The organism is Hydrogenovibrio sp. JE_KL2 (genome assembly GCF_009296185.1).
GTDB lineage: Bacteria > Pseudomonadota > Gammaproteobacteria > Thiomicrospirales > Thiomicrospiraceae > Hydrogenovibrio.
The window spans coordinates 223,328-239,995 of the sequence record NZ_WBJR01000001.1; the positions used below are offsets into that span (position 1 = coordinate 223,328).

Annotated in this window: 15 protein-coding genes; 9 read left to right on the forward strand and 6 right to left on the reverse strand. The window is 44.7% G+C overall.

From position 1 onward, the window contains the following. Positions 1–20: 20 nt before the first annotated feature. Positions 21–170, reverse strand: coding sequence for a hypothetical protein (locus tag F8R13_RS11425; RefSeq protein WP_172967664.1), 150 nt, complete (start codon positions 168–170; stop codon positions 21–23). Here F8R13_RS11425 and F8R13_RS01020 point away from each other — a divergent pair. Further along, positions 169–4,020 carry a DUF3683 domain-containing protein gene (locus tag F8R13_RS01020; protein WP_152831415.1) on the forward strand — a complete coding sequence of 1,284 codons (3,852 nt, stop codon included), beginning with the start codon at positions 169–171 and terminating at the stop codon, positions 4,018–4,020. The two genes, F8R13_RS11425 and F8R13_RS01020, sit on opposite strands and share 2 nt — an antisense overlap. A gap of 67 nt (positions 4,021–4,087) precedes the next feature. Here F8R13_RS01020 and F8R13_RS01025 read toward each other — a convergent pair whose 3' ends face one another. From F8R13_RS01025 to F8R13_RS01035, 3 genes are all read right to left on the reverse strand, one after another. Then, complete coding sequence (locus F8R13_RS01025; protein ID WP_152831417.1) at positions 4,088–4,387, reverse strand: cytochrome c; 300 nt, start codon at positions 4,385–4,387, stop codon at positions 4,088–4,090. Between the two features lie 123 nt (positions 4,388–4,510). Next, positions 4,511–5,095 carry a 5-formyltetrahydrofolate cyclo-ligase gene (locus F8R13_RS01030; protein ID WP_152831419.1) on the reverse strand — a complete coding sequence of 195 codons (585 nt, stop codon included), beginning with the start codon at positions 5,093–5,095 and terminating at the stop codon, positions 4,511–4,513. A 294-nt stretch (positions 5,096–5,389) separates the two neighbouring features. Further along, positions 5,390–5,671 (reverse strand): cell division protein ZapA, encoded by a 282-nt coding sequence (locus tag F8R13_RS01035; protein ID WP_253806287.1) that lies wholly within the window; start codon positions 5,669–5,671, stop codon positions 5,390–5,392. 108 nt (positions 5,672–5,779) lie between these two features. Between F8R13_RS01035 and F8R13_RS01040 the strand changes: the two genes are divergently transcribed. The 6 genes from F8R13_RS01040 to F8R13_RS01065 all read left to right on the forward strand — a co-directional run bounded on the left by F8R13_RS01040 (position 5,780) and on the right by F8R13_RS01065 (position 12,399). Continuing rightward, the gene (locus tag F8R13_RS01040) at positions 5,780–6,349 is read left to right on the forward strand and encodes a UPF0149 family protein (protein ID WP_152831422.1); all 570 of its coding nucleotides are present in this window, start codon (positions 5,780–5,782) and stop codon (positions 6,347–6,349) included. A gap of 29 nt (positions 6,350–6,378) precedes the next feature. Next, complete coding sequence (locus tag F8R13_RS01045; protein ID WP_152831424.1) at positions 6,379–7,779, forward strand: aminopeptidase P N-terminal domain-containing protein; 1,401 nt, start codon at positions 6,379–6,381, stop codon at positions 7,777–7,779. A gap of 2 nt (positions 7,780–7,781) precedes the next feature. Continuing rightward, positions 7,782–8,993, forward strand: a complete 1,212-nt coding sequence (locus F8R13_RS01050) for an FAD-dependent monooxygenase (RefSeq protein WP_152831426.1) — start codon at positions 7,782–7,784, stop codon at positions 8,991–8,993. 21 nt (positions 8,994–9,014) lie between these two features. Then, positions 9,015–10,268: a UbiH/UbiF/VisC/COQ6 family ubiquinone biosynthesis hydroxylase gene (locus tag F8R13_RS01055; RefSeq protein ID WP_152831428.1), complete on the forward strand. Its 1,254-nt coding sequence runs from the start codon at positions 9,015–9,017 to the stop codon at positions 10,266–10,268. Between the two features lie 6 nt (positions 10,269–10,274). Further along, positions 10,275–11,282 carry a potassium channel family protein gene (locus F8R13_RS01060; RefSeq protein ID WP_152831430.1) on the forward strand — a complete coding sequence of 336 codons (1,008 nt, stop codon included), beginning with the start codon at positions 10,275–10,277 and terminating at the stop codon, positions 11,280–11,282. A gap of 139 nt (positions 11,283–11,421) precedes the next feature. Continuing rightward, on the forward strand, positions 11,422–12,399 hold the full coding sequence (locus tag F8R13_RS01065) for a LysR family transcriptional regulator (protein ID WP_152831431.1): 978 nt from the start codon (positions 11,422–11,424) through the stop codon (positions 12,397–12,399). Positions 12,400–12,532: 133 nt separating this feature from the next. On the opposite strand, the gene F8R13_RS01070 is transcribed toward F8R13_RS01065, so the two are convergent. Both F8R13_RS01070 and F8R13_RS01075 read right to left on the reverse strand, forming a co-directional pair. Further along, complete coding sequence (locus F8R13_RS01070) at positions 12,533–13,939, reverse strand: PhoH family protein (protein WP_152831433.1); 1,407 nt, start codon at positions 13,937–13,939, stop codon at positions 12,533–12,535. A 27-nt stretch (positions 13,940–13,966) separates the two neighbouring features. Next, entirely contained in the window at positions 13,967–14,440 is a 474-nt protein-coding gene (locus F8R13_RS01075; protein ID WP_152831435.1) for a peroxiredoxin, read from the reverse strand. Positions 14,441–14,619: 179 nt separating this feature from the next. On the opposite strand from F8R13_RS01075, the gene dapA reads away from it, so the two are divergent. Then, positions 14,620–15,495: a 4-hydroxy-tetrahydrodipicolinate synthase gene (dapA, locus tag F8R13_RS01080; RefSeq protein WP_371414869.1), complete on the forward strand. Its 876-nt coding sequence runs from the start codon at positions 14,620–14,622 to the stop codon at positions 15,493–15,495. Positions 15,496–15,501: 6 nt separating this feature from the next. Beyond that, the gene (locus F8R13_RS01085) at positions 15,502–16,656 is read left to right on the forward strand and encodes an outer membrane protein assembly factor BamC (RefSeq protein ID WP_152831437.1); all 1,155 of its coding nucleotides are present in this window, start codon (positions 15,502–15,504) and stop codon (positions 16,654–16,656) included. The last annotated feature ends 12 nt before the right edge of the window (positions 16,657–16,668 follow it).

A 16,668-nucleotide genomic window follows, 5' to 3' on the forward strand; every position in this document is an offset into this window, starting at 1 on the left:
AATGGGGGGAGTGTTAGGCCTTAACATTGGCTATGCCACTTACCCCCAACCTGGCAGATTTTTGCCGTCAATTCAAAGAAGATTTTGGTGACATTCAGAGTGTTGAATGTCTTTTTGTTATCGACAGGTTTCGGTTCTGAAACGTCGAAACCAGCTTGGGATGTTTTCATGGGTCATAGAATTAGAGAGATTCCTTACAACTACACCTCCTTTTCCGATAAAGAAATTGCATTGCGCTTTGTTGGCATGGAAGGCTGGAAATGTATCGAGTCGCTTCGTGATTCCAGAAATACTGGGCGCTCCGCACGTATGTTATTTGAGGTGCTGGGCGACATGTGGGTGGTTTCGCGTAACCCATACATTCAAGATGACTTGATTGAAAACCCTAAGCGTCGAGATGCCCTAATCAAGGCGCTTGAGCATAGACTCAAACAAGTTGAATCGCGTCTGAACGGCAATCAAAAGGCTGAGCAATTACTGTCTTCTATTCGTGGTGCCGTCAACAAATTCACCGAGTGGTTCCCGCATCAAATCGAACTGCGAAGCAAAGTCCGTAAAAAACTTTCTAAACATACTCGTCTCGATAATATTGACTTCGGTGGTCTAGCGCGTGTTTCTCACGCGACTGATGCAACTGACTGGCGTGTAGAGTTGCCGCTTGTGGTGGTTTCTCCAGACACGGAAGAAGAAGTTGCCTATCTGGTTGATGGCTGTATTCAACTTGGGCTGACGATTATTCCTCGCGGGGGCGGAACGGGTTACACCGGTGGTGCGATCCCACTTTATCAAGATTCTGTTGTCATCAACACTGAAAAACTTGAATACATGAGTCTGGTTGAGCACGTCGAACTGCCTGGCATTGGTAAGGTGCCGACTATCCAAACCGGCGCGGGGGTAGTGACCCGTCGAGTATCCGAACAAGCTGAACGTTTCGGTTATGCTTTCGCTGTAGACCCGACTTCTCAAGATGCATCTTGTATCGGTGGGAATATTGCGATGAATGCGGGCGGTAAAAAAGCCGTCCTGTGGGGTACAACGCTGGATAACCTTGCTTCATGGAAGATGGTTACCCCTGATGCCGAGTGGTTAGAAGTAGAGCGTATCAACCATAACCTTGGTAAGTTGCAGGATCAAAATACCGTTACCTTCCGCATTAACCGTTATGAAAAAGATGGCAAAACGCCTGTTGGTAAAACTGAAACCCTTGAAATGCCGGGGACGGCTTTCCGCCATGCAGGATTAGGTAAGGATGTAACCGATAAATTCCTTAGCGGTCTGCCGGGGATTCAAAAGGAAGGCTGTGATGGTCTAATCACCTCAGCGCGTTTTGTCGTGCATCGTATGCCAAGCCATATCCGTACGGTTTGTTTGGAGTTTTTCGGAACCGATTTGAGTAAGGCTGTGCCTGCGATTGTAGAAATCACCGACTATATCGAATCCAAGAAAGCGCACGGCATCTTGCTGTCGGGGCTTGAGCATCTGGACGAACGCTATATCAAAGCCGTCAACTACAACACCAAGGCCAACCGCAAAGGTCTGCCGAAAATGATTCTGCTTGCGGATATTGCTGGTGAGAATGGTTTTGAAGTTGCCAACACGGCGCAAGAGATTGTCGAGCTGGCGAAGAAGCGTGATGCAGAAGGGTTTATCGCCGTTTCAGAAGAGGCTAGAAAACGCTTTTGGCTAGATCGCTCTCGTACAGCAGCCATTTCAAAGCATACCAACGCATTTAAGATCAATGAAGATGTCGTTATCCCGCTTGAAAACCTCAACGAGTACAACACCGAGATTGAGCGCATCAATATTGAAGAGTCCATCAAGAACAAACTCCAGATATTGGATCAGTTGAACGCCTATTTCGCAGGTGAAATTCCTGAATACACTTTGGAAGATGATTTCGAGAACTCGGAAGGGCAACCTGCCAGTTACTTTAAAGACAAGGTTGCAGCAACGCTTGAGCATATCGGCAAAACCAAAGCCAGATGGGAAGGTATCTTGCAGAATCTGGATGTTCAGGTTTCGACCAAGCCTGACTTGTTGTTAGAGGGCGAAGCGCTGAAACTGAGCGCGGACGATACCTTTGTTAGCTTGCTGCTAAAACGCGAAATCAAGATTTCCTACAAAGCGGAAATGGTGACTTTCTTACAGGAAGTATTCATGGGCCATGACTTTGAAGCCCTACATACGCGCCTTAAGAAGTTGCACTTTGAAATCCGTAACGCCCGTTTGTTTGTTGCACTACATATGCACGCAGGGGATGGGAATATTCATACGAATATTCCGGTTCACTCCAATAACTATGAAATGATTCATCAGGCGGAAGTGATTGTTGATCGTATCATGGAGATTGCCAAACGCTTAAATGGGGTTATTTCTGGTGAGCATGGTATTGGACTGACCAAATTCCAATATCTGGACAAAGATAAGATTCAGGCATTTGTGGATTACAAAAACAAGGTGGATCCACATGGTCACTTCAACAAAGGTAAGTTGATGCCGGGTTCTGGCTTGCAGAACGCTTATACGCCGTCGTTACATTTGGTGGAACAAGAAGCTTTGATTCTTGAAGCGAATGATTTGGACTTGCTCAACAAAGATATTAAAGACTGTTTACGCTGCGGTAAATGTAAACCGGTTTGTCAGACGCATATCCCGCGTGCGAATTTATTGTATTCGCCACGTAACAAAATCTTGGCGACCGGTCAGGTGATTGAAGCCTTCTTGTATGAAGAGCAGACCAGGCGCGGCATTTCGTTACATCATTTTGATGCGATGAATGATGTTGCCGACCATTGTACAACCTGTCATAAGTGTGAGTCGCCGTGTCCGGTTGATATCGACTTTGGGGATGTTTCCATCCGTATGCGTACCATCTTGACCAATATGGGGCAGAAGAAGTCGAGCATTATGGTGAAGTTGGCGTTGTATTTCTTGAATACCAAGAATCCATTCACCATCAGTCTGCTTCGCAAAACCATGATCGGTTGGGGAGCGGTAGCCATGACGCTGGGTCATCGTTTTGCCAAATTATTTGGTTTGGTTGAGCGTAAGAATGCTTTGCCGGCAAGTACCAGTGAACCTGCTCCAATACAGCAACACGTTATTAACTTTGTCAGAAAACCGTTGGATACAGGGCCAAACCAAAGCAGCTATCGTTCTGTGCTTGGTTTGGAAGATGCGACTCAAGTTCCGATTGTTCGTGATCCGAATAAGACAACCGAAGATACCGAAGCCGTATTCTATTTCCCTGGGTGTGGTTCAGAACGTTTGTTTAGTGATATCGGGTTGGCGACGATTTCATCTTTGTATGATGCCGGCGTTCAAACGGTATTGCCACCGGGTTATCTGTGTTGTGGTTATCCGCAGGCAGCAGCAGGTTTGGCGCAAAAAAGCTCTCAGATTACGACAGAGAACCGCGCGTTATTCCACCGTGTTGCCAATACCTTGAATTACATGGATATCAATACGGTCATCGTTTCTTGCGGTACTTGTTATGACCAATTGACTAAATATGAGTTCGAACGTATTTTCCCAGGCTGTCGATTGATGGATATCCATGAGTTCCTAACGGAAAGAGGCATGGGCTTGGAAAATCCAACCGGCAAACAGTATTTGTATCATACGCCATGCCATGATCCGATGAAGAAAATGGATGGAACGACGGTCGCGAAGGACTTGCTTAAGTCTGAAGTTTTGTTCTCTGACCGTTGTTGTGCGGAAGCTGGAACTTTGGCGACAAGCCGTCCTGATATTGCCAACCAACTGCGTTTCCGTAAAGAGGAAGAGTTGACGAAGGGGATTGTCGAACTGACGGGTGAAACCAAAGTGAAAAACGGCGAGGTGAAACTGCTGACTTCCTGTCCTGCCTGTCAACAAGGTTTGAATCGTTATCACGACAATACCGGCTTGGATACGGATTATATTGTGGTTGAGCTGATGAAAAATCGTTACGGCAAGACTTGGAATAAAGAGTTTTATGAAAAGCTCAAGAATGGTGGTGTAGAAAAAGTACTGTTGTAATGCAGTATTGATTCATAGATATAAAAAAACCTCCGAAATGGAGGTTTTTTTATATCCGGTGACGGAGTTATTTTTGAGATGAGTAGTAAGCAGCCAATGCTTTAATTTCATCATCAGTCAGACCTTTAGCAAACATTTGCATGGTTGCATTGTGACGGAAACCGTCTCTGAAGTCTTTTAGTGCTTTCTCAAGGTAAGCAGCATGCTGACCAGCAAGTACCGGAAAGTTTGGAACAACGCTATGGCCACCCTGGCCGTGGCAACCTACACAGGTTTTTACTTTTGCAGGTTCTTCCGCTGCATTGGCAACAGGCGCAAGTGTTAAAGTTGCTAAAGATGCGAGTAGCGCTAAAGTTGTTTTTTTCATGTTTACTTTCTCATTTCATCGAATTTAGAAAAATAGTTCGCTTATTAGAAACTATCCCTGCTATGAGGTCAAGTTTAAGAGAATTGCTAAAGCTTGAATTCAGCACAAAGTTTTTAAATGGGGCTAGAAGACAGTTATTTGTTTTTCGGTGACCAATCCATTCAATTTAATGTCCCATGGTTGGCTGAGGAGTGTATCGACTTTTTGGCATTGGTGTGCCCAGCCAATCAATTTGGGTGAGAGACCTGGAAAAAGGCGCTTGAATTGAAATGTCTTGTCATAGTAGCCACCCCCCATTCCAATTCGGTTTCCGGTCGTATCGAAACAGACAAGAGGTGTGATCACCAAATCCAAGTGTTTACCGTCAATCAACAGGTGCTTGCCTACTTGTGGTTCGCGAATACCAAAGTATTTTGGTATCAAGCGCGTTGACGGCGTATAGGGGGCAAACATCATTGGGCGTCTTAGGTATTGCGTCAATACCGGGAGATAGACTTCAATTTTTCGTTGCCACAAGGCTTTGATTAAATATTGGGTATCAAGCTCACCATCTTCGGATAAAAAAAGGGAAACTTTGCGTGCACGCGTCAAAAAACGGCTTCTAAGAATCAGTTTGGCGGCAGCTTTGGCGTGTTGTCTTTGCGCTTCTGGAGAAAGCGATCTTCTGTTTTTGCGACATTGTTGGCGAAGAGTTGCTTGAGATGTCATTGAGCGGCTTGATTGGTAATGTGGAATGTGTGAATACGGACTAGGCAAATTACCCTGAACCGTGAAGTTCAGGTGGCAGCCTCCTCAGAAGATTTAGGCTTCTCGGACATAAGCGAGATGCTCACCATCTTAAGTATCTGGCCCCAAGGTCAAAGCTATCGGCAGGGGGTTAAACCTAGCCCGTATGTGACTTTATTATAGCAAGATTTCGCTCTTTACAAGCTTAAAATTCATCAGAAAAACTGATTAGGTGTTAGAGAGGGTGCTAAGGAAGAGGTCGTGTAGGGAGTTTAATTACTCTTGAGATTGCGCCATTTGTGCAATGGTTTCATCAAGTTGGTCTTCTAATTGTAGACAGTATTGAGTAGTTTCGGATTTGAGTTGCAGATAGTCGTAACACATATTCAGCGCTACCATCAGTACCTTGCTTTCCCCTTTTAGACCTTTAACTTGATCAAGCTTGTCTTCCAATAATGTCGCGGCTTCAATCAGTTTTTCTCTGTCTTCTGGCTCGCAAGGAACTTGGAAAGTGTGGTTCATTAAAGATAGGGTTAGCATAGCTTTCTCAACTGTCATTGGTGTTCGTGATTTATGGTATTATTCATCATTTATAGCAATTACTCAAGGCAATACTCAAGACAATTTCTTAAGCATGCCTGACAATATTATTTAGGTTAGTCAACAATGAATTTTGATCAAATTAATGAGGCAATGGTTCCTTATCCTGAGCTTGAATCCCCTTCTTTTTTACAAGGTATGTTGATGGGGTTGATGTGCGGAGATGCCGATTTAAAAGAAAGCGCTTGGGTGAAAAGAATACTAGAAGAGGCTGATATCAAGTCTGTTAAGGAAGGTTTTTTACTAGCGTTGCATGATCTTTATTTAGAGGCCGAGAAAGGACTAAACGGTTCAGGTTTCGAGCTGGAGCTGTGTTTGCCCGAAGAAAATGAATCCTTGAAATTCCGCGCGGCAATGCTTGGACAATGGTGCGAAGGCTTTTTGTATGGAATGGGTCTTGTCGGACAAAGTGAAGATAAGCTCAAAGGTGATGTTGCAGAGCTCTTTAGGGATTTTGGCGATATCGCACGTATTGAAATCCTGGATTTGGAAGAAGCAACAGACGAAGATGAATCGGATTTCATGCAGTTGATGGAGTTTGTGAAAATTGGTGTGCTGACCATCAATGAAACGCTTAATCCTGTCGAAGGTTCACCCATCATGACCCAGCAACCACCAACGGATACCCTGCACTAACCATATAAATTCACAAAGGACTAGGCTGAATGATCTCCAACATCGACGCGGCTCAAAAAAGACGAGAACAGGTGTTTGACACCATGGTAGAGGATTCGATCATGATGGTGGCATCTGGAGAAGAGCAGATACGCAATCTAGATGTCGAGTTCCCGTTCAGAGTTCAGTCGGACTTTCATTATCTCACGGGATTTGAAGAACCCGACGCCGTTTTAGTTCTCATAAAACGCAATCAAGAAAGCCAAACCAAACAGAAGGCCGTACTGTTTCTGCGACCAAAAGATGTTGAAAAAGAAATCTGGCAGGGCCGACGCTTAGGGGTGGCGAATGCTCCTGCGACTTTGCTGATGGATGACGCGTTTTCCATAGAGGACTTTGAGGACGAAATGTCTGATTTGGTTGAAGGCACCGAAACACTTTATTTCAGTTTTGCTCAACTCTCGGAATGGTCAGATTTGTTAAGTGGTTGGATTTCAGCACAAAAAGCCAAATCCAGAAAGGGGATTGAGGCGCCGGCAACTTTGTCGGATGCGGATGTGATTTTGCATGAAATGCGTTTGGTGAAGTCTTCCGAAGAAATTGAGTGGATGAAACAGGCGGCTCAGATTTCAGTGCAGGGGCATTTGGCGGCGATGTCTTGGGCGGCGAAATCAATTGCAAAATCTGCCAGGTTGGGTAAGGCACAGGACTTTGAACCTGTTTACGAGTACCAAATGCAAGCCGCGCTAGAATATAAGTTTAAGGAGCAGGGTTCTGCTCGTGTTGCCTTTAATTTGATTGTGGCAGGCGGTGAGAATGCGTGCATTTTGCATTACACTGAAAACAATGCGCGCTTGAAAGCGGGTGATTTGGTGTTGGTTGATGCCGGTGCGGAATATCAAGGGTATGCTGGCGATATTACGAACACCTTTCCAGTTGATGGCAGATTTTCAGAGGCTCAACGAGCGTTGTATCAAATCGTTTTGGATGCACAACAAGCAGCGATTTCAGCGATTGCGCCGGGTGTTCGCTATGATGAAATGCATAAGGCGTCAACACGGGTTTTGGTTGAAGGTTTGGTTGGGCTAGGAATCTTGAAGGGCGAGATAAGCACGCTACTTGAAAATGAAGCCTATAAACCGTTTTTTATGCATGGAACCGGGCATTGGCTTGGACGAGACGTGCACGATGTAGGGCACTACAAGCTCAAAGGGCAATGGCGACCGCTAGAGCCGGGCATGATTGTTACCGTGGAGCCCGGGTTGTATATTTCCGAGGAAATCGGGCGTGAACACCAGGTGGATGAGAAATATTGGAATATCGGCATCAGAATTGAAGATGATGTTCAGGTCACCTATTCGGGGCACGAAGTATTGACGTTTGGCTTGCCGCGGACACCGGAAGAGATTGAACTTTTCATGGAAAATGCGGCGGTTGGAGACGAGGGTTAAAGATGGCATCTCAAAAAGCTCAGTCCAGTGTAGAAACCCCTATAAACGTTGATGCGTTTATTAATGGAGGCGGTCCTGTTGGCTTGATTTTGGCATTGGGGCTGGCAAAACAAAACAGACAAGTGGTTTTGGTTGAGCAGTCTGCGCCAAAGCAAGGTCCTTCTTTTGACGGACGGGTGCTGGCATTGAGCTATGGTTCACGTTTGGTGCTGGAGCAGTTGGGTATTTGGCAACAGCTTGAGCCTTTTACCACCGAAATATCGGATATTCATGTTTCGCAAAAAGGGTTTATGGGGGTTACGCATTTGCATGCGAAAGAAGCGAAAGTGCCGGCACTGGGTTACAGTGTGACCGCTTATGATTTAGGTCAGGTACTTTGGCAAATTGCCGGCGAACACAGTCGTATTCAGCTTTTTACCGAATGTTCCTTAGCGTCATTTGGACAACAAGCTTCTGGGGTTTCGATTGCCATTCAATGCCAGAAAAAAGAGGCGGCACATGATTATTTTCATGCCAAACTATTGATTGGTGCTGACGGAACCTACTCTAAAGTCAGAGACATTCTCGGGTTGCCGCTTGAAGAGAACGATTATGGCGCATTTGGCTTTATTGCCAAGATAGAAACCGAACTTGAACCCAATGGTTGGGCATTTGAACGCTTTACTAATGAAGGTCCGGTTGCCTTGCTGCCAATGGGAGGCGCTTTTCATAAGGCGGTTATGGTGGTTCCTAATGACAAAAGAGAAGCGGTTGCGGCTTTGGATGATCGATCCTTTATGGCACTGTTTAGTGAAAAAATGGGCGAAAGACTCGGCCGGTTTGTCAGCATTAGCGACAGAGTTGCTTACCCGTTAAAAGAAACCTATGTGCCGGAAATGGTTCAGGGAAGAGTAGTGTTGATGGGGAATGCATCTCACACTCAGCACCCGGTCGCCGCGCAAGGGTTGAATTTGGGGATTAGTGATATTCAAACTTTCTTGGCGATGATGGACGATGTTGAAGATTTGGGTGATGATACGGTTTTGCTGCAATATCAGACAGAACAACAAGCTCATCACCAGAAAATCATGGGCTTTACTGATAGTTTGATTCAGGTGTTCCAAGCACCGTCTCCTGTTGTCGGGCATATGCGAGGCATCGGTTTGATGGCGATGGAGGCGATGCCTAATTTGCGCAAACGCTTGTCGCGTATGGCGATGGGTTTGGCAAAATAAACGGATTGAGAAAGGGTTTAAATGACACAGCAAACCAAAGAACAATTAGAAACACTTTATGATGTCGCCATTATTGGTGGTGGCATGGTTGGTGCGACCGTTGCACTTGGCTTGGCGCAGCAGGGCTTTAATGTTGTTGTGGTGGAAAAATCACGTCCAGAATTGGCATGGGACAAAAGTAATCCTTTTGAAACCCGAGTCAGCGCACTGACACGTGCCTCCGAAAATATTTTAAAGGGTGTCGGAGCTTGGCAGGGTGTATTGAATAAGCGTTATCATGCTTTTACCGATATGCATGTTTGGGAAGATATTTCCAATGCTCAAGTCCATTTCTCGGCTAAGGACATTGATGAAAGTAATTTAGGCTTTGTGGTTGAAAACAAAGTGATCCAGTTAGCGCTATGGGAAAAGTTGGTTGAGAACGACAATGTTGCTTTGCTGACGGAAAAAGCCCTGATTGATATCCAAACCAAAGTTGGTGCAGCGACCCTAACCCATAACGAGTTGCTGTTTGAAGAGGGCGTTAAGCTTTATTCTAAGCTAGTGGTCGGTGCTGATGGTGCATTTTCTAAAGTTCGCCAATTGGCAGGCATTGGGCTGGAAACCCATGACTATGAGCAATGTGCTGTTGTCGGTTGTGTTGAAACCGAATTAAGTCACCAAAATACTTGTTGGCAGCGTTACCGCTCCGAAGGCCCCTTTGCCTATTTGTGTATGGATGGTCATATAAGCTCCATCGCTTGGTATATGCCGGTGGAAAAAATGGATTGGGCGCTGTCTTTGGATGATAAGGCTTTTGCCGAAGCGGTAGAAGAAGCTTCCGGTGGTTGTTTAGGACGTGTTACCCATGTGGGCGCGCGCGATGCTTTTCCTTTGACCAGACGTCACGCTTTGGAGTACGTTAAGCAAGGCGTTGTTTTGGTTGGTGATGCGGCACATACTATTCATCCGCAAGCTGGACAGGGCGTGAACCTAGGGCTGTTGGATGCTGCAGCTTTGATAGAAACCTTGTCAGAGGCAAAACAAGAAAATGCCGCAACTTGGAACAGATTGTCAGTACTTCGACGTTATGAGCGCTGGCGTAGAGGCGATAACCATATCGTTCAGCGTTCTATGGAAGGTTTTGATTGGCTGTTTGAGCAAGATAGTGATGTGAAAAACGCTGTGCGCAAAACGTTATTGCCGTTTGCAGATAGAATGCAAATGGCAAAAAACTGGCTGATGCGCCAAGCACTGAAGGGGCGCCAAGCGTTACCGGAATTAGCAAGAGATTGAGCGTAAATGAAGGATGATGGTTTTACTCCCTCCGGCCAATTAAAAGAGTCGGTTCAAGAAAAAATCAAACAGGTTAACCTTAGGGCAATTCTAGGGGTTGAAGGGGTTCATTCAGAAGAGAGCCAGTTGGCGATAAACATTGGCCGCATTTTCTCCGTGGTAGTGGTGCTGGCGCTGATGGTCGTGTTGGTTCAGTTGCTACTTGGATTGGCGCACGAGAAAGAAGGTGATTTTTATGTCACTGTCGGAGTGTGGGCGGTTTTTGCTGCCGAACTAAGCGTCAACCTTATACTGGTTAAAAATAAAAAACGATATTTGTTGCACAATTGGCTCAACGTTACTATTGTGGTGTTTGCATTCCCATGGCTCAACTATGGCAGTGAGTGGACAACGATCTTAAGAACGTTAAGGTTTATGTTGTTGATTAGAGTGGTTGCCGATATTTTTTGGGATGTCGTGCTTATTCTGAGACGCAACAACTTCTGGATGGTGTTGCTGGCTGAAACACTTTTAATTATTGTGTCGGGCGCGATTTTTGCAGCACTTGAAAACCGTGATTTCTCTACTGGTATTTGGTATTCCTTAGTGACCATTACTACGGTCGGTTATGGTGATGTTGTGCCTTATACCGAAAAAGGTCGTATTTTCGGAACGATTTTGATTGTGTTTGGGGTGATTTTCTTTTCGCTGATTACTGCGAACATCGCGGCCTTTTTGGTTGGTGCAGAACAGAGAAGAACCGAAAAAGAAATTTTGGATTACGTCAAAATCACAAAATTGCGCTTGGAAGAACAATCCGAAGTGCATGAAAGGCGTATGAATCACATTTTGACGCAGTTAACAGAGAAATTGGATTCAATAGAAAGCGAAATTGACGAAAAGCAACATGCGCAGAGATTGTCCAAGCGTGTTAGTGATTTTGAAGATAAACTTAAGAACGATTCAAAGCATTTCCAACATAGATTGGATGAAATAGAAAAACATATTAATAGACGCGCGAACGAATTAGAGTGAATCCTCCGCCAGAGGCAGGTTTTTCTCTGAAAGTTTTTGACTTTTAGCGGCAATGGCTCTATAGTCAAAGCACTAAATTTTTTTATGAGGCTGATGAGAAAATTCATTTCATCACTTCCTGAACATAGAGGCAAAATGAATGGCAGATAGAAGGCTCCAAGTTTTTTATACTGTTGCAAAGGTGCTAAGTTTTACAAAAGCAGCAGAAACCCTTCATATGACCCAACCAGCGGTCACATTCCAAGTTAAGCAACTCGAAGAATTTTTCAATACGCGTCTATTCGACAGGACTCATAATAAAATCTCTTTAACTGATGCAGGCAAAATCGTTTACGACTACGCCGAGAAGATACTTGATCACTATGAGAAGATGAATAGTGAGGTGAGGGAGCTCACCGGGGAGGTCACGGGCAGCCTGTTGATAGGCGCCAGTACGACGATCGCAGAGTATATGCTGCCAAGTTTGCTGGGCGCTTTCAAAAAGCAGTTTGAAGAAGTGAACATCCGCCTTCAGGTGGGTAACACCGATGCAATTGTTGCCATGGTTGAAAACAACATGATTGACTTGGGTGTCGTCGAAGCACCGGTTTACAACAAGAACCTTGAAGTTGAAGTGTGTCGTTTAGATGAAATGGTGTTGATCGTACCGGTTGGACATCCACTTTCTAACAGAGACAAGATTTCAGTTGAAGATATTCGCAAGTATCGTTATATCTCTCGTGAAGAAGGCTCAGGTTCTCGTTCGGTAATCGATAGCTATATCCGCGAACAAGGTTTGAGTTATTCAGACTTGAATGTTGTGATGGAGTTAGGTAGTCCAGAAGCTGTGAAAATGGCTGTAGAATCTGATGTCGGTGTGGCGATTGTTTCTAGAACGACGATTACGAAAGAGTTGAAACTAGCGACTTTGAAAGCAATTCCATTGGACCCACCATTGGATCGACCTTTCTCTCACGTTCGCCAAAAACATAAATTCAGACATAGAGCAGTGGGTGAGCTTTTGGATTTTGCAGTTGATTACTGTAAAGAGAAAGCGGTTGAGCAAGGCTTTAAATTACCTTCTGAATCAGACATGGAAAAATACGCCTCTAAGACACAGCAATCAGAAAAACGCTAAACCAATGTGAGTTAGAGAAGTAAAAAAACGGGCTATATGCCCGTTTTTTGTTGGAGTGGTTTTGGAAATGTTGTGATTGAAAATCTGCCAGGTTGGGGGGGAGGTGTTAACCCCAACCTGGTAGATTTTCAGGTTATAGATTGTCAGAAGCAAACTCTGCCAAGCGAGAACGCTCACCTTGTTTCAAGGTGATATGTGCTGCATGAGGCCAGTTCTTGAAACGATCCACAATGTAGGTTAAACCGGTTGTTGTTTCCGTGAGATAAGGAGAGTCGATCTGACCGATGTTACCGAGACAGACAATCTTCGTACCTTCACCGGCACGAGTCACCAAAGTCTTCATTTGCTTCGGCGTCAAGTTTTGCGCTTCATCCAAGATGATGAATTTGTTTTGGAAGGTTCGACCACGCATGAAGTTCAATGATTTGATTTTGATGCGCTTGTTCAGTAGCTCTTGAGTAGTTTCTTTTTCCCAATCGGTATGACCTTCTGACTTGGTCAGCACTTCAAGGTTATCCATTAAGGCGCCCATCCAAGGCGTCATTTTTTCCTCTTCCGTACCCGGAAGGAAACCAATGTCGTCGCCGATAGGGATGGTGGCGCGTGTCATGATGATTTCGTTATAAATGCCTTCATCCAGCGTTTGTTGCAAGGCGGCAGCCAAAGCCAGCAGCGTTTTTCCGGTACCCGCCACACCGAGTAGAGAAACGAAGTCGATATTTGGATCAATCAAGAAATTGAGCGCCATGTTCTGCTCATGGTTTCTGGCACTAATGCCCCAAACGTTGTGTTTGTTGTGTTCAAAATTGTGCATGTATTCAAGTGTGGCGACACCATTGTGAATATTGCGGACAATCGCGCTGAAACCAGATTCGTTTTCGCTCACCAAGCATTGGTTTGGATACCAATGGTGATTATCGCCAACCTCGATTTCATAAAAAGTATTATTGTTTTCCTGCCAAGACTTCATTTTGCTGAAGTTCTCTTCGAAGAAATTCTCAGGCAAAATTTCCCAGCCGGTAAATAGCAAGTCGGCATCTTCAAGCACACGGTCATTGTAGTAGTCTTCTGAGTGCAAGCCAGCTGCAGAAGATTTGATGCGCATGTTGATGTCTTTGGTGACGAGTGTAACACCACGATCCGGGTACATTTCTTTTAGCGCCAGACCAGTTTGAAGAATGTGGTTGTCGGCTTTATGGCTCGGTAAAGACTTAGGCAGTTCAGCCAAGAGAGGCTCTGTTTCAAAAAAGAGTTTTCCAAGATAAGAGTTGTCCGAGTCTTTGTTCGGATGAATGCGCTCTAAATCCAGCCCTTGTTTGATTTCTTCAAACGTGGCATTGCTGATAATCTGGTCAATCAAACGGTTGGTTTCACGTACGTTTCGTGAGACTTCCGACATCCCTTTTTTACCTGCGTCCAACTCTTCAAGTACGGTCATAGGCAAGAAAATGTCATGTTCTTCAAAGTTGAACAATGCCATCGGGTCATGCATCAATACATTGGTGTCGAGAATAAAAAGTCTTTTTACTGCATCTGTCATGAACTTTTCCTAATTAAAGATTCATTTTCAATGTGATTGCAACTGACGAAGTTGAGTGAGCACGTCGGTAACATGGTCTTTCACTTTTACTTTGCGCCATTCATGGATCAGTTTGCCGTTAGGGTCGATCAAAAACGTACTCCTTTCAATACCAAGATATTCACGACCGTAGTTCTTTTTAAGTTTGATAACATCAAAGAGTTGGCAGAGGACTTCGTCGCCATCACTAATCAACTCAAATGGAAAATCGTATTTTGTTTTAAAGTTTTCGTGTTTCTTAATGGAGTCTTTTGAAACGCCTAGGATTTGTGTGTTGAGTGCTTGGAAGTCAGAAAGGTGTTCGCTGAAGTCAACCCCTTCGGTTGTGCAGCCTGGCGTATTGTCTTTGGGGTAGAAATAGAGGACTGTGTAGTGTCCTTTGAGGTCGCTTTCGGTAATGGTGAGGTTGGATGTGGCTTCTAAATTGAACTTTGGAACTGTGTCCCCAATTCTTACACTCATTTCGACTCCTTTTTGATAATCAGTATGCATTGAAAAAAAACATTGTTCAATGAAAATTTTATGAAAACAAAAAAAGCGTCGAAAGCGTGCTGAAACGCGAAAAGTCTGCTTGAAGAAAGTGGGTGGAAAAGGTAATATTATGCCTTTGTCTTTCGGTCATTTTTTTGGAGAATTTCACCGTGTTTAAAGGAAGTATGGTTGCTTTGGTCACGCCAATGTTGGCGGACGAATCTGTGGATTTTGCGGCGCTCGAAAATCTAATTGAGCTTCATGTCAAATCCAAGACTAAGGCGATTGTTGCTGTAGGAACAACCGGTGAATCAGCAACATTGGATTTTGAAGAGCACTGTAAAGTAGTGCGTTTTGTTGTGGAAAAAGCCGCAGGTCGTATTCCCGTGATTGCCGGAACGGGTGCCAACTCTACTTCTGAGGCGATTGAGTTAACTCAGTGCGCAAAGGATGCCGGAGCGGACGCCTGTCTTTTGGTAACGCCTTATTACAATAAGCCGACACAAGAAGGTTTATACCTGCATTACAAAAAAGTGGCTGAAACGGTTGATATTCCTCAGATTCTTTATAATGTTCCAGGCAGAACTGCTTGTGATCTGCTTCCTGAAACAGTCGGGCGTTTAGCGTCTGTTAAAAATATTATTGGTATCAAAGAGGCCACGGGTGACTTGTCTCGTGTGGCAAAAATCAAAGCGCTAGTCTCTGATGATTTTGATCTGTATACGGGTGATGATGCCACTGGTATTGAATTCGTTTTATTGGGCGGTCACGGGACCATCTCTGTAACCGCCAATGTTGCACCAGCAATTATGGCTGAAGCTTTTGATGAAGCTTTGGCTGGTAATGCTGAAAAAGCCAAAGCACTGGATGCTAAAGTCGCTGCTTTACACTCGAAACTTTTTGTCGAAGCCAACCCGATTCCTGTGAAATGGGCTATGGCTGAGATGGGGCTGATCGGACCAGCTATTCGCCTACCAATGACGCCTCTATCACCCGCCTACCATGAAGAGGTAAGACAGGCCTTAAAAACCGCCGGGGTTCTTTAAATAATTATGACTTTTTTTCAAATGTTCAATCGAGCGGTCATCTTGGTGATGACCTCTTTTTTACTTATCTCTTGCTCATCAACTGCTTCCAAAAATGCTAATGATGTTTTAAATAACTACGATGATTCCGATGTCGACTATCGTGCAACTGAGTCAAAGCTGGCACCTAGTTTGGATGTGCCGCCTGATCTACTAGCTCCAAGAGCAGCTAATGACGGTTTTGCACAGGCTTTAGCGACTCAGACTAAAGATGAGCCTAGAGCGACAATTCCTACCTACAAAGCTCAGAATATTCAGGTTCAATCAGACCTTTCTGAACGCTGGTTGGTTATTAAAGGGTTGAATGATGAGCAGGTTTGGAAAGGTGTCCAGGCATTCTTGGTATCTGCTGGGTTTAAGATTAAGGATGCCAGAAAAGATACCGGGTTTATCAAAACTGAATTCACACCTAGAAAAGAAATTGTGCCGCCAGATGCGATGGGGCCTATTTCTCGCGTTTTGAACAGTTGGCGTCCTGAGTTGGCTGATGGTGCTTATGACCGCATTATTGCCAGAGTGGTTTATGATGTGAATAAAGCTGAAACACGCGTTTATTTCTACAATACAACCATTTATGACGCCTCATCGGTCAACGACGAGGATGCTGTTATTTCTGGTGGTAAGACCGGTTGGCAAATTCGACCTTATAGTCCTTTGATTGAGGCGGAAACACTTTACCAAGCCCTGATTTTCTTTGGAACTTCACAGCAAAGCGCGATGAATCAAATTGCGACAGTCGAGAAGCAACGCGATTTGGTTGATGGAAGCAAAGAATTTGACGGCGTTGTCTTTGATGCGGATAAAGATACAGTATGGAGTTATTTAGTGGCGATGATTTACCGTTCAGGTTGGCAAATCGACCACATGAAGCCACAATCGTATGCCGTTTGGGTCAAAATCCCAGAAGGATTGCAACAGAAAAAAGGTCTCATGTCGAAGCTAGCCTTCTGGAATTCGGATGATGAACATAAGCCAGCAACGGTGATTTTGACCGTGGAAAATGTCAAAGATGCCACGAAGCCGCAAAGCTTGCTAAGAGTTCATGCGAAAGAAAATGCCACGCCATTGTCTGCAGAGCAACAGAAAGCAGTTGTTGAGTCGATGGGGCTGCTGGCGCAGTGATATTAAATTTGA

Coding starts and splice junctions, on each gene's coding strand:
- F8R13_RS01020 (WP_152831415.1), top strand. CDS start 169: ATGGGTCATAGAATTAGAGAGATTCCTTACAACTACACCTCCTTTTCC.
- F8R13_RS11425 (WP_172967664.1), bottom strand. CDS start 170: ATGAAAACATCCCAAGCTGGTTTCGACGTTTCAGAACCGAAACCTGTC.
- F8R13_RS01025 (WP_152831417.1), bottom strand. CDS start 4,387: ATGAAAAAAACAACTTTAGCGCTACTCGCATCTTTAGCAACTTTAACA.
- F8R13_RS01030 (WP_152831419.1), bottom strand. CDS start 5,095: ATGACATCTCAAGCAACTCTTCGCCAACAATGTCGCAAAAACAGAAGA.
- F8R13_RS01035 (WP_253806287.1), bottom strand. CDS start 5,671: ATGACAGTTGAGAAAGCTATGCTAACCCTATCTTTAATGAACCACACT.
- F8R13_RS01040 (WP_152831422.1), top strand. CDS start 5,780: ATGAATTTTGATCAAATTAATGAGGCAATGGTTCCTTATCCTGAGCTT.
- F8R13_RS01045 (WP_152831424.1), top strand. CDS start 6,379: ATGATCTCCAACATCGACGCGGCTCAAAAAAGACGAGAACAGGTGTTT.
- F8R13_RS01050 (WP_152831426.1), top strand. CDS start 7,782: ATGGCATCTCAAAAAGCTCAGTCCAGTGTAGAAACCCCTATAAACGTT.
- F8R13_RS01055 (WP_152831428.1), top strand. CDS start 9,015: ATGACACAGCAAACCAAAGAACAATTAGAAACACTTTATGATGTCGCC.
- F8R13_RS01060 (WP_152831430.1), top strand. CDS start 10,275: ATGAAGGATGATGGTTTTACTCCCTCCGGCCAATTAAAAGAGTCGGTT.
- F8R13_RS01065 (WP_152831431.1), top strand. CDS start 11,422: ATGGCAGATAGAAGGCTCCAAGTTTTTTATACTGTTGCAAAGGTGCTA.
- F8R13_RS01070 (WP_152831433.1), bottom strand. CDS start 13,939: ATGACAGATGCAGTAAAAAGACTTTTTATTCTCGACACCAATGTATTG.
- F8R13_RS01075 (WP_152831435.1), bottom strand. CDS start 14,440: ATGAGTGTAAGAATTGGGGACACAGTTCCAAAGTTCAATTTAGAAGCC.
- F8R13_RS01085 (WP_152831437.1), top strand. CDS start 15,502: ATGACTTTTTTTCAAATGTTCAATCGAGCGGTCATCTTGGTGATGACC.